This is a genomic window from Streptomyces sp. NPDC041135 (assembly GCF_055592085.1).
On record NZ_JBVIYZ010000012.1, the window covers coordinates 196,759 to 209,449 of the forward strand.

Annotated in this window: 8 protein-coding genes; 7 read left to right on the plus strand and 1 reads right to left on the minus strand. The window is 75.2% G+C overall.

What is annotated here, in order from left to right; all coding sequences use genetic code 11:
* The first annotated feature begins 62 nt into the window (after nucleotides 1-62).
* The 5 genes from ACZ6CZ_RS26145 (at nucleotide 63) to ACZ6CZ_RS26165 (ending at nucleotide 6,220) form a co-directional block, all read left to right on the plus strand.
* The gene (locus ACZ6CZ_RS26145) at nucleotides 63-356 is read left to right on the plus strand and encodes a DUF503 domain-containing protein (RefSeq protein WP_469025642.1); all 294 of its coding nucleotides are present in this window, start codon (nucleotides 63-65) and stop codon (nucleotides 354-356) included.
* Between the two features lie 37 nt (nucleotides 357-393).
* Nucleotides 394-846, plus strand: a complete 453-nt coding sequence (rbfA, locus tag ACZ6CZ_RS26150) for a 30S ribosome-binding factor RbfA (protein WP_469025644.1) — start codon at nucleotides 394-396, stop codon at nucleotides 844-846.
* Nucleotides 843-1,748 carry a tRNA pseudouridine(55) synthase TruB gene (gene truB, locus ACZ6CZ_RS26155; RefSeq protein ID WP_469025647.1) on the plus strand — a complete coding sequence of 302 codons (906 nt, stop codon included), beginning with the start codon at nucleotides 843-845 and terminating at the stop codon, nucleotides 1,746-1,748. The genes rbfA and truB overlap by 4 nt, the downstream gene beginning before the upstream one ends.
* 469 nt (nucleotides 1,749-2,217) lie before the next feature.
* Nucleotides 2,218-5,151, plus strand: a complete 2,934-nt coding sequence (locus ACZ6CZ_RS26160) for a trypsin-like peptidase domain-containing protein (protein WP_469025676.1) — start codon at nucleotides 2,218-2,220, stop codon at nucleotides 5,149-5,151.
* A 121-nt stretch (nucleotides 5,152-5,272) separates the two neighbouring features.
* Nucleotides 5,273-6,220: a bifunctional riboflavin kinase/FAD synthetase gene (locus tag ACZ6CZ_RS26165; RefSeq protein WP_469025648.1), complete on the plus strand. Its 948-nt coding sequence runs from the start codon at nucleotides 5,273-5,275 to the stop codon at nucleotides 6,218-6,220.
* A 97-nt stretch (nucleotides 6,221-6,317) separates the two neighbouring features.
* On the opposite strand, the gene ACZ6CZ_RS26170 is transcribed toward ACZ6CZ_RS26165, so the two are convergent.
* Nucleotides 6,318-9,839 carry an SCO5717 family growth-regulating ATPase gene (locus ACZ6CZ_RS26170; RefSeq protein ID WP_469025651.1) on the minus strand — a complete coding sequence of 1,174 codons (3,522 nt, stop codon included), beginning with the start codon at nucleotides 9,837-9,839 and terminating at the stop codon, nucleotides 6,318-6,320.
* An 821-nt stretch (nucleotides 9,840-10,660) separates the two neighbouring features.
* Between ACZ6CZ_RS26170 and ACZ6CZ_RS26175 the strand changes: the two genes are divergently transcribed.
* Both ACZ6CZ_RS26175 and ACZ6CZ_RS26180 read left to right on the plus strand, forming a co-directional pair.
* On the plus strand, nucleotides 10,661-11,089 hold the full coding sequence (locus ACZ6CZ_RS26175) for a hypothetical protein (RefSeq protein WP_469025653.1): 429 nt from the start codon (nucleotides 10,661-10,663) through the stop codon (nucleotides 11,087-11,089).
* On the plus strand, nucleotides 11,086-12,588 hold the full coding sequence (locus tag ACZ6CZ_RS26180; protein WP_469025655.1) for an outer membrane protein assembly factor BamB family protein: 1,503 nt from the start codon (nucleotides 11,086-11,088) through the stop codon (nucleotides 12,586-12,588). Before ACZ6CZ_RS26175 ends, ACZ6CZ_RS26180 begins: the two co-directional genes overlap by 4 nt.
* The last annotated feature ends 103 nt before the right edge of the window (nucleotides 12,589-12,691 follow it).

The following is a 12,691-nucleotide window of genomic DNA, read 5'->3' on the forward strand; positions in this document are numbered from 1 at the left end:
TGTCCCGCCGATCGTTCGGCGGGCCCGTCCATCCCGTCCCGGCGGGTCATCCGGTTACACATATGTATGTGGGGACTCTGTCCTTCGATCTCCTGCTCGGTGACGTACGGTCGCTGAAGGAGAAACGCTCTGTCGTCCGCCCGATCGTGGCCGAACTCCAGCGGAAGTTCGCCGTGAGCGCCGCGGAGGTCGACCATCTGGACCTGTACCGCAGGGCCGGTATCGGCCTGGCGGTGGTCTCCGGCGACGCGGGGCACGTGCGCGACGTACTGGACCGGTGCGAGCGGCTGGTCGCCGGCCGCCCCGAGGTGGAACTGCTGTCGGTGAGACGGCGCTTCCACGGCGACGACGACTGATTTCGGAACACAGAACAGGAAGAACGGGAGACGACCAGTGGCCGACAACGCGCGGGCCAAGAGGCTGGCGGACCTCATCCGAGAGGTGGTGGCCCAGAAGCTGCAGCGTGGGATCAAGGACCCGCGGCTCGGCTCACACGTCACCATCACGGACACCCGGGTCACCGGAGACCTGCGGGAGGCGACCGTCTTCTACACGGTGTACGGGGACGACGAGGAGCGGGCGGCGGCGGCCGCCGGACTGGAGAGCGCCAAGGGCGTCCTGCGGTCCGCGGTCGGCGCGGCGGCGGGCGTGAAGTTCACCCCGACGCTGACCTTCGTGGCCGACGCCCTGCCCGACACCGCCCGGACCATCGAGGAACTCCTCGACAAGGCGCGCGCCTCCGACGAGAAGGTGCGCGAGGTCTCCGCCGGCGCCGCCTACGCCGGTGACGCCGACCCGTACCGCAAGCCGGGCGAGGACGAGGACGAGGACGACTCCGCCGAATGACCTCCAGGCCCCCCACGCCCGACGGGCTTGTCATCGTGGACAAGCCGCCGGGCTTCACTTCGCACGACGTGGTCGCCAAGATGCGCGGCATCGCCCGCACCCGGCGCGTCGGCCACGCCGGCACCCTCGACCCGATGGCGACGGGCGTGCTCGTCCTCGGCGTCGAGCGCGCCACCAAGCTCCTCGGGCACCTCGCCCTGACGGAGAAGGAGTACCTGGGTACCGTCCGCCTCGGGCAGACGACCCTGACCGACGACGCCGAGGGCGAGATCACGAGGTCGGCCGACGCCTCGAAGGTCACCCGCGACGCCGTCGACGCCGGGATCGCCAAGCTCACCGGCGACATCATGCAGGTGCCCTCCAAGGTCAGCGCCATCAAGATCAACGGCGTGCGGTCCTACAAGCGGGCGCGGGAGGGCGAGGAGTTCGAGATCCCCGCCCGGCCGGTCACCGTCTCCTCCTTCGCGGTGCACGACGTCCGCCACGCGGTCGCCGAGGACGGCACCCCGGTGCTCGACCTGGTGGTGTCGGTGGTCTGCTCCTCCGGCACCTACATCCGCGCCCTCGCCCGCGACCTGGGCGCGGGCCTGGGCGTCGGCGGCCACCTCACGGCGCTGCGCCGCACGCGTGTGGGTCCGTACAAGCTGGACTCGGCCAGGACGCTGGAGCAGTTGCAGCAGGACCTGACGGTGATGCCGGTCGCGGAGGCGGCCACGGCCGCGTTCCCCCGCTGGGACGTGGACACCAGGCGCTCCCGGCTCCTGACCAACGGCGTACGGCTGGACATGCCCGGCGAGTACGCGGGCGCCGGTCCGGTCGCCGTCTTCGACGCCGAGGGCCGCTTCCTGGCACTCGTGGAGGAGCACAAGGGCAAGGCCAAGAGCCTGGCCGTGTTCGCCTGACGGCCCGGGCGCGTGCCTGGTCCGGTTGCGTCCCGGCCCGGGCGCGTCCCCGGCCGTCCGTGGAGCGGCGGACACGGGGTCCCGCGCGCCCCGCCGCTCCACGTCCCCTCGGTTCCCCCACCTCCAGCATGTATCCGGCCGCCCCCGGCTATTCACCCGGTCGTGCGGGCGCTCGGAGTGAAGCGGGGGAGCGGGAGGGGGCGCTTTCCGTACGCGATCTGTCCCGCTGATCATTCCCCGCCTACCGTCGAGATCAAGGCAGGGACGGACGGCGGGAGGTCGGACCATGGCGGGCGCGGCGGCACACGGCACGTGGATCACCCAGACCGCCCGGGACACCGGGAGCGGCGAGGCCGCGTGGGGCACCGGCATCGCGCCGGGCTCCGAGGGCGCGCCGGGTGCCGGGGGCGCGCCGGGCGCGCCGGACGGCCGCGACCGGTTCCGCGCGGACGCCCTGACGGACGCCCTGGTGGAGATCCGCGACGTGGCCGGCCGCCCGCGCGGCACCGGCTTCCTGGTCGACCACCACGGCACCCTCCTCACCAGCCACGAGGCCGTCGACGGCCTGTCCCGGCTGGTCCTGCGCACCGCCGCCGACCGCACCCGCCCGGTGTCCGCCGACGCGATCACCCCGCTGCCCGCCCTGAACCTGGCCCTGGTGCGCACCGAGGGCCTGGACGTGCCGCCGCTCCCGGTCACCGTCCGCGAGCGCGTCGGGACCGGCACCTACGTCCGCGTCGCCGCCGGCTGCTGGCGCGCGGCACGGGTGCTGGGCGCCACCGAGGTCACCTACACCGCCACCGGCCGCTCCCACCGGCTCGGCGAGGCCCTGGAGCTGGCGATCGGCACGGCCGGCCGGGACGCGCTGCGGCCGGGCGGCGGCGCGGCCGGCGGACCGGTGCTCGACGCCGCCACCGGAGCGGTCCTCGGCGTCCTCGGCACCGCCCTGCGGTCCGGCCGGCGCGACGCGTGCTTCGCGGTGCCGCTGTCCCCCGCCGAGCGGAGCGCCGACCTCGGCCCCCTCGCCGAGGCGCTCGCCCGCAACGCGGCCACCGTGCCCGCCTACGGCGCCGACCTCAACCCGGCCGGTCTCCTCGAGCTGACCGCCACCTCGGTCGGGCAGGACGGCCCGCCGGACACGCTCGCCGCACCCGCCGCCCGGGCCCGCGCCGCTCTCACCGGCACCGTGGAACCGGTCGCACGGCCGCAGTGCGCCCGGCAGCTGGACGCCCGCACCGCCGACGGCGGTGCCCGCGTCGTCGCCCTGGTCGGCGCCCCCGGCAGCGGCCGGACGACGGAACTCGCCGCCCTCGCCGCCCGCCACGGCCGCGCCGCCCGGCCCGGGCCCACGCTGTGGCTGCGCGGGGCCGACCTGCGGGACGCGGACGGCTCGGTGGCCGACGCCGCCCGCCGCGCCCTGGAGCGCGCCGTCCGGATCGTCGCCGCCTCCCGCTCCCAGGCCCCCGCCGACCTCGGCGACCTCGGCCCCGAACGGCTCGCGCGGCTCGCCCGGCGGACGGGCCGCCCCCTGCTGCTGCTCCTGGACGGACCCGAGGAGATGCCACCCCTGCTCGCCCACCGGCTGCCCGAGTGGACCGACGGCACGGCGGCTTGGCTGCGCGGGACCGGGGCCCGGCTGGTGGTGGCCTGCCGGGAGGAGTACTGGCAGCGGGCCGGGGCGCTGTTCCCGGCGGATCTGCTGCACCCGGACGGCGAGCCGGACGGTCACCCGGGCGCCGAGTGGGACGCCGAGCCGGGCGCCGAGTGGGACGCCGAGCCGGGCGTCGAGTGGGACGCCGAGCCGGGCGTCGAGTGGGATGCCGAACCGGGCGGTGGCGCCTGCGACGGGCTGCCGTCCTGCGTGCGGCTGGGCGACCTCACCGCCGAAGAGGCTCGCGAGGCCCGCGCCCGGTACGGCATCCCCGACGGCGCCCTCGCCGAGCGGGACGCCCGGCACCCGCTCACCCTGCGCCTGCTCTCCGAGGTCCGCGCCGCCCTCCCCGCCGCCCCCGCCCCGGCCCAGCTCGACCGGCACGACGTCCTCGCCGCCCACCTTGACCTGATGTGCCTGCGGGTCGCCGTCCGCCTCGCCGCCGAGAACGGGCTGCGCGGCACGGCCGTCCGCCGGCTCGCGGCCCGGGTCGCCGGCCAGGTGCACGAGGCCGCCCGGCGCAGCCTCGGCCCGGGACAGGGCGAACTGGACCGGGAGTCGTTCGAGGCGGTGTTCCCCTGGGGAACCGTCCCCGGGCGGCTCGGCGGTGGCTCCGGCTGGGCCTCCGCCGTGCTGACCGAAGGCCTGCTCGTCCCGGCCGGGGCCGGCTACCGCTTCGCCCACGAGGAGCTGGCCGACTGGCTCCAGGGCATGCACCTCGACCTCGACGAAGCCCTGCACGCCCTGGTCCACCGGCCCCGCAGCCCGGAGGGAACGCACCCGCTCCCCGTACCGCGCCACCGCGTCGGACCCGTCGTCCAGGCCCTGCTCCTGCTGGACCGCAGGGGCGGCTCCCGCCGGCTCGGCTTCCGGCTGCGCGATCTGGCCGACGCGCTGGACCTCGACCCCGCCTCCTGGTGGGCCGCCCGGCTGCTCTCCCGGACCCTGCTCGCGGTCCCCGACGCGACGCCGTACACCGAGGTCCTGCGCCTCCTCGCCGACCGCGTCGTCGCCTGGCGCACCGCGGGGCGACCGGTGCCCGCCGACTTCGGGCCCGGCTTCTGGAGCGACCTCCCGCTTCCCCACGCCGAACGCCTGGACCTGCTGCGCCGACTGGTGCTGGCGGACGCGGCACCGGGTGCGGGCACGGGTGCGGGCACGGGCGCACCGGGTGCGGAGAAGCCCACCGGGAGGAGCGGAGCAGGGGGGAGCGGGACCGGGGGGAGGGGGACCGGGGGGCACGGAACAGGCGGGAGCGGCGGCCGGGCGCGGTACCTCGACGCCGTCGCGCGGCTGCTGGCGGCCGACCCCGTCGCCGTACAGCCGCAGCTGGCCCAGTGGTTCGACGACGAGCGGCCGCTGCCCGCCGCCCCGGACGCCACCGTCGCGACGGCCGCGCTGGCGCTGCTGCACACCCACCGGCACGCGGCCCCGGACCAGCTGACCGAGGTGCTGGTGAGCAGCGCGCACCGGCGCGGTGACGAACTGCTCGCCGTCCTCGCCGAGGAGGAACCGCCGGCCGTGTGCCGGGCCGTCGACCGCTGGGCCCGCGACGAGCGGCCGGAGCGCCGGGCGGCCGCGCTGGAGTACGCGCTGCGCACCGCACCCCACGTCCGCACCGGCACCGACCGCGAACTGCTGCGCCGCGCCGCCCAGCTGCTGGTGGGCACCCCCGACGCATGGGCCGCGGCGGTGGGCCCCGGCACCCGCCGGATGCTCGGCGACCTGGCGGGTGCGCGCGTACCGGCGTGAGGGACGTGCGCCGGGTCACAGCCACCATGCCGATGGTGGGCGGCAGCGTCCGGCATGGCACCCTTAGACCTGCACACAAGGTCAACGGTAGACACGGACACGGGTTCGAGGAGCGGTCACAGTGCAGCGCTGGCGTGGCTTGGAGGACATCCCCCAGGACTGGGGGCGCAGCGTCGTCACCATCGGTTCCTACGACGGAGTCCACCGCGGTCACCAGCTGATCATCAAGCACGCCGTGGACCGCGCCCGTGAGCTGGGCGTCCCGGCGGTCGTGGTCACCTTCGACCCGCACCCCAGCGAGGTCGTCCGCCCCGGCAGCCACCCGCCGCTGCTCGCCCCGCACCACCGCCGCGCCGAGCTGATGGCGGAGCTGGGCGTGGACGCGGTGCTGATCCTGCCGTTCACCACGGAGTTCTCCAAGCTGTCGCCCGCCGAGTTCGTGGTGAAGGTGCTGGTCGACAAGTTGCACGCCAAGGCGGTCGTCGAGGGCCCCAACTTCCGGTTCGGCCACAAGGCCGCCGGGAACGTCGGGTTCCTCACCGAACAGGGCGCGGTCTACGACTTCGAGGTGGAGGTCGTCGACCTGTTCGTCAGCGGTACGGCCGGCGGCGGCGAGGCGTTCTCCTCGACCCTGACCCGGCGCCTGGTCGGCGAGGGCGACGTCGAGGGCGCCCGGGAGATCCTGGGCCGCCCGCACCGGGTGGAGGGCGTGGTCGTGCGCGGTGCCCAGCGCGGCCGCGAGCTGGGCTTCCCGACCGCCAACGTGGAGACGCTGCCGCACACCGCCATCCCCGCCGACGGCGTCTACGCCGGCTATCTGCACGCCCAGGGCGAGGTGATGCCGGCCGCCGTCTCCGTCGGCACCAACCCGCAGTTCGAGGGAACCGAGCGCACGGTGGAGGCGTACGCCATCGACCGCGTCGGCCTCGACCTGTACGGCCTGCACGTCGCCGTCGACTTCCTCGCCTACGTCCGCGGCCAGGCCAAGTTCGAGTCGCTGGAGGCCCTGCTGGAGCAGATGGCCGAGGACGTGCAGCGGTGTCGCGAGATCGTCGCGGCGGACCGCTGACCTCACCGACGACGCCGAAGGGCGGCCGGTGCACCGAGCACCGGCCGCCCTTCGTCCTCTGTCCATCGGCCTACTGCCGCGGCGGCTCCTGCTGCGGTTAGCCCTGCCCCTGCTGCGGGGGATACGGCTGCGGGTACGGCTGCCCGGGTGCCTGCGGCTGCTGCGGCTGCTGGGGGTGCTGCGGGTACGGCTGCTGCGGACCGGGGTGCCCGGGGTGTCCGGGGTGCGGGGCCTGTCCGGGTGCGTACGGCTGACCGGGGATGTAGGGCTGGCCGCCCTGCGGTGCGGGGGCGTACGGCTGGCCCTGCTGGCCGGGGGCGTACGGCCGGCCCGGGTACGGTCCGCCCGGCATGGGCGGTGCGGCCACCGGCGGCGGGTTGCCGTCGCTGGTCCACAGCCCGTGCGACTGCTGGTGCCGTACGAAGTCCTCGGCGACCATCGCCGCGAGGTTGAAGTACGACTCGCGCACCTTCGGCCGCATCATGTCCAGGTCGATCTCGGCGCCTGCGGCCAGGTGCTCGTCGAAGGGCACCACGACGACACCCCGGCAACGGGTCTCGAAGTGGCTGACTATGTCGTCCACCTTGATCATCTTGCCGGTCTCGCGCACACCGGAGATCACCGTGATGGACCGCGAGACCAGGTCGGCGTACCCGTGCGCGGACAGCCAGTCCAGCGTCGTACTGGCACTGCTCGCCCCGTCCACGGACGGCGTGGAGATGATGATGAGCTGGTCGGCGAGGTCGAGGACGCCGCGCATGGCGCTGTAGAGCAGACCGGTGCCGGAGTCGGTGAGGATCACCGGGTACTGCTTGCCGAGCACGTCGATCGCGCGCCGGTAGTCCTCGTCGTTGAAGGTGGTGGACACCGCCGGGTCGACGTCGTTGGCGATGATCTCCAGTCCGGAGGGCGCCTGCGAGGTGAACCGCCTGATGTCCATGTAGGAGTTGAGGTGCGGGATCGCCTGGACGAGGTCACGGATCGTGGCCCCGGTCTCCCGGCGCACACGGCGGCCGAGCGTACCGGCGTCCGGGTTGGCGTCGATGGCGAGTATCTTGTCCTGCCGCTCGGTGGCCAGCGTGGAGCCGAGCGCGGTCGTCGTGGTGGTCTTGCCCACGCCGCCCTTGAGACTGATCACCGCGATGCGGTAGCAGGACAGCACCGGCGTCCGGATCAGCTCGAGCTTGCGCTGCCGCTCGGCCTCCTCCTTCTTCCCGCCGAGCTTGAACCGGGAGGACGCGGCCGCCGGGCGCCCGCTCTTCGCCTTCTGCCTCTTGTTGTTCAGCAGCCGGTCCGAGGACAGCTCCACGGCGGCGGTGTAACCCAGTGGCGCGGCCCCCGGGTTGGTCGGCTGCCGCTGGTCGTGCTGGATGGGCTGCGGCCAGGCGGCACCGGTACGGGGATCGACGGGCGGCTGCGGGGCGGCGGCGGCCTGCGGGTGGGTCTGCGCCGGCGGCTCGGCCTGGGGCGCCTGCGGGGGCTGTCCCGGCTGCGGGAAGCCGTAACCGGTCGGCTGGGCCGGGGGGTTGGGCGCGATGGGCGTACCGGGGTGGGCGGGTGCGCCGGGGCCGTCGGTGGGGGCCTGGGGGTGCGGGAAGCCGTAACCGGGCTGGGGCGGCTGGGGCTGCGGCTGGGCCTGGACGTGGGGCTGCGGGAAGCCGTAGCCGGGCTGACCCTCCCAGTGGGGCTGGGGCTGGGGCTGGGGCTGGGGCTGGGGCTGGGGCGCGGGCGCCGGAGGAGCGGCGTGGGGCTGCTGCACCGCCGGGGGCTGGACGCCGGGGTGACCGGGCTGGGGGAAGCCGTAGCCGGCCTGCTGAGCGGGGACCGGGGCCACGGGGCCCTGCGGCCGGTCCGGCTGCGGGAACGCCGGGGCGGGTGCCTGCTGCTGGTCCCAGGGGGCGGGCGCGGGCTGCGGTGCCTGCGGCTGGAACGCCGGCTGCTGCCCGGGCGCGGCGGGCACGGGCTGCCCCGGCACCTGGACCGGCTCCTGGCCCGGCTGCTGCTGCGGGGCGGGCTGCGCGGGCCACTGGGCGCCCGCCGGGGGTGCGGCGGGCTGGTACGCCGGCGGCAGCGGCGGCATCCCCTGCTGCGGCGCCGGCGGCGTCCAGACCGGGGGAGCGGACGGGGGCGCGTCCTGGGCGGCCGGGGGAGCGGGGGCGGCCGGGAAAGCGGGCGGCACGGCGTCCTGCGGCTCGGGAGCCGGGGCCGGGGCCGCGTCCGTGCTCGGCGGAGCGCTGTCTTCGGCGGCGCTGCTCTCGGGGGCGCTGTCCTGGCGTACGGGGTCCGTGGGCTGCGGGGCGTCGGACTCGGCGGCGGGCTCGGCGTCGGTCACGGGCGCGCTCGCCACGGAGTCGTCCGCGTCGGAGGAGCCCTCGTCGGCGTCATCCTCGCTGGTGGTGGTGCTCGGGCCGGGGTCCGTGTCGGCCCGGGGTTCCTCGGGCTCCTGCTCGGCGTCCGGGGCATCCGCGCCCGCGAGGCCCGTGCCGTGCCTGCCGTCGAGGTCGTCGCCCTCCTCGTCGTCGAGGCCGAACGAATCCGCGTTCAGGGGGACGACTTCGCCATCGGCCGTGCCATGCACTTCGCCACCGTCGTCCGCCACGCCGGCCGGGTCACCGTGCTGCGCGGCGGCGGCTTCCTGCACCTCGGCCTCCGGCTGGACCTCGGCCTCCGGCTGGACCTCGGCCTCCGGCTGGGCCTCGGCCTCCGGCTGCGGCTGCGCCTGGGCCTGCGCCTCGATCTCGGCGAACTCCCGCTTCAGCGCGGCCGCGGAGAACCGCATCGTGGCCCCGCTCTCCAGGTCACCGCTGCCGGGCCCGTCCTCCTGGCGCGCCTGTGGCCGCGGTTCGGGCTGAGGCTCGAACCCGGTCCCCACCGGCAGCCTGGGCACCGCCACCGGACCTCCCGCGGGCGGCGCGGGAGGCGTGAACGGCGCCCCGGGCCCGGCAGCCGGAGCCGACGGCGTGAACGGCGCACCCGGCGCCGGAGCGGCCGGGCCCCCCGGAACCGGCGGCGTGAACGGCGCGCCCGGAGCGGCGGCGGGCGGAGTGAAGGGCGCCCCCGGCCCCGGCGCGGGCGGCGCCGGAGGCGTGAAGGGCGCCCCCGGAGCGACGGGCGGCGTGAACGGGGCGCCCGGAGCGGGCGCGGACGGCGCAGAAGGCGCGGGAGGCGTGAACGGCGCTCCCGGATTCGTGACCCCGGCCGCCCCCTGGGTGGCGTGCGGAGGCGGCGTCAGCCCCGGGATCGCCATACCCGGCCGCAGCGGCGAGACGGGCGGCGAGACGGGCGCGCCGGAAGGACCGGACGTGACCGGCGGACCGGAGGGAGCGCCGCCCGGCCGCGGCCCGGTGGCGCCTGCCGTGTCTTCCGCGGGGCCGCCCCGGTCGCCGGACCCGCTCGCCTGACCCGGGTCGCCCGGGTCCCCGGAGCCGGCCGACGCGTTCTGCGTGTACCAGGCGGGTGGCGCGTAGTCGATGGTGAACTCGCCCGTCGTCTCGACGGCGGACTCCGCGTCGGGCTGGTCATCGCCGGGTGTGGCCCAGCCCCCGCGGATCCCGTCCCGATCGCTGCTCACAGTTCCTCCTGGTGTGGCCGGCCCGCGGTCCCGTGCCGGGCCGGCCATGTCGTGTCGTTCCGAGTTGTCCGGGGCAGTACGGCCGTATCCACCGATTCCTCCCCCCGGGACACCGACGCCCGGTCCACGGGTCCGGCATCGCGCCCGCTCCCAGCCTAATCACCACGAGGCACACCTCGGCAGGCCCGCCCATCTCCCAGTCGGCGACTGGGAGGTCACACCGTGTCCGGAACCGCTCCCGGGACGGCACGCAGCAGGCGGATCGAGGCATACCCGGCGAACACACCGGACGAACGGAGCAGGTCCGCAACGCGAGCTCGCACTCCGGGGCGGGCAGCAGGGCCGGCCCCGTGCCGGACTGCACCGGAGGGTTCGTTGCGCACTTCTGACGAAGCGTCAACTGCCTCAGTTTTTTGCCCCGTTCGGGTCGGGGTCGCGAACCGGATCCGGGTTCGGCTCCGTCGGTGCGCGCCCGCCGTCCTCGCCGGCGGCCCGTGGGCGGCTCCGGGGCCGACGCCACGCAGCCCTCGGCCCGCCCCCGGGCCGAGCGATCGCGACCGCGTACCGGAAGCCATCACTGTGTCCGCAACTCACCTCGCGGACGCCAGACTTGGGCCTGACGGAAGCCCTCGTACCCCACCCGCTGCACTGGTCCCCCCGGACACCATGCATAGTGGTGGCCGGTCTGGCATCGCAGCGCGGTACGGGTGGCGACCGGTGCGACAACGGGGAGAACGCAGACACTCATGGCATCACGGCGGGACGCACTCAACGCCGGCGCGTGCGCAAGGCTGCGCACCCTGAGGGCCTCTCTCCACCCGTCACCATCCGGTTCGAGGGAGGGGACGCCCCAGCCGCTGCGGGCCGTCGTGCCCGGCTCGGCCGCCTTGGCGGTGGCCTCCCACGGCCGCAACAACGAACAGGTCTTCTCCTCGCGGGCGGGCCTCTTCGCCGAAGTGGCCGTGTCCGGCGGGGACATCGTCTCCACCGTGCCCGGCGGCGGTCAGTGCACGGACGGCGACACCGGCTTCTGCGCCCCGTTCGGCGCCGGCGCTGCCGCGCTCCAGCACCTCCGCCGGACCACCGCCCGGATCGTCACCCGGACCAGGCGGACGGCCGCGCGTCACCACCGGCCGCGACGGCCACGTCGGCTGGGGCGTCCTGAACCCGGTGCGCGCCGGCAGGACTCGGACCTGGCCGAGCCGCCGTCCGCCCCGGCCCCCGGCCCCATCGAGGCCGCCGTGCCCGTCGTCACCCGCGACCTGCGTCGCGGCCACCGGAAGGACCTCTCAGCGTGAGCTTCGGCCCACCCCCCTCGATATACACCGAGTCCGCGCGCGCGGCGGACAAGACCCGGCACAGACGCCGCAGACGCGTCCTGGGCATCGCGGCCGCGGTCACGGCCGCCGCCCTCTGCCTCGGTGGCGGCCTGCTCTGGTACCGCGGCGCGGACCAGGACCCGGCCGCCCAGGCGGTGACGGCGCACCAGGCACCCGACGAAATACGGGAGGGCACCGAGAAGCCCCCCGTATCGCCCGAGGGCCAGATCGTGACCCAGCACAACGAGGAGAAACTGACCAAGAACACCGACAACAACCCGCGCTACGCGCCCGGCACCTGGGCCACCGAGAAGATCGTCGCCCGGGGCGTCGCCAACCGCGTCGAGGGCTACAAGATCGAGCCCACCTACGACGAGACGGCCTGGACCCTGAAGCTGGCCGGGCACATCTGCGCCACCACCAAGGACGTCACCGCCGACGGCCGCACGGCGGTCGTCGTCCAGCCGCCCGAGGACAAGGGCCCCAAGGGCGAGGGCGTCTGCGACCAAGTCGTCTTCTTCGACCTCGACACCGGCAAGAAGCTGTGGCAGGCGAAGATGCCCGCCGCCGACTTCGCCTACGCCACCAACACCAACCTGGTGCTCACCAAGGGCGTCGTCGCCGCGGCATGGGGGCACGGCTCGGTGGCGTACGACATGAGGACCGGCAAGCGGCTGTGGAACACCACCTCCGTCTCGCGCTGCCACGACACGGGCTTCGCCGGCGGCCGCGCACTCCTCGCGCTGGTCACCTGCGGTGAGGGCTCCGAGGCCACCTACCGCGTGGAGAAGACGGACCCGCGCACCGGCCGCACCCGGTGGACGTACAAGCTCACCGACGGCGTCGACGAGGTCTTCCTGCCCAGCTCCGACCCGCCCGTCGTGGCCGTGGCCGCCGGTGACACCGACGTCACCGACCTGCTCACCCTGGACCCCGCCCACGGCACCCATCTGGCCACCATCTCGATGAGCGGCTACGAACCCAAGTGCGGCGAACGCTACTTCTTCGCGTCGCTGTTCGGCACGGTGGACAAGTGCGACGGCCTGGTCGTGGGCCGCACCCGGCTGTACGTCATGAGCAAGGAGGGCTCCGGCCTCAAGGAGCCCGCCGGCTGGATCGTGGCCTTCGACCTCACCAAGGGCACCTCCGTGGGCAAGTTCGAGGGCCGCCCCTTCCAGCAGGTCATCCCGCTGCGCACCAGCGGCGACGACCTGATCCTCTACCGCCGCAGCTTCGACACGGTCCAGCCGGCGGCCGTGGTCGCCTGGAACCCCCGTACCGACAAGGAGACCCCGTACCTCCTCTTCCACCTCCCGGAGGACGACGAGAGCGACCTCAGCGACCCGGAGAAGTCGGACATCACGTACGAGAGAGGTCACATCTTCTTCGGCCGCCGCGAACTGGTCCGGGACGAGGACGATCCGAAGTACGGGGTGCTGTCGGTCCTCGGGGTGGGAACGTCGGGACTGAAGCACTGAGACCCTGACGCGCCGAAGCGCGTCCGGGCGGTGGGGGGCGGGAGGGGCGGCACGCGCGCGTGCCGCCCCTCCCGCCCCCCACCGCCCGGACGCGCTTCGGCGC

Excerpts from the sequence above, each read along its gene's own strand:
- ACZ6CZ_RS26145 (WP_469025642.1), top strand. The coding sequence starts at position 63 with ATGTATGTGGGGACTCTGTCCTTCGATCTCCTGCTCGGTGACGTACGG.
- truB (WP_469025647.1), top strand. The coding sequence starts at position 843 with ATGACCTCCAGGCCCCCCACGCCCGACGGGCTTGTCATCGTGGACAAG.
- ACZ6CZ_RS26170 (WP_469025651.1), bottom strand. The coding sequence starts at position 9,839 with ATGGCCGGCCCGGCACGGGACCGCGGGCCGGCCACACCAGGAGGAACT.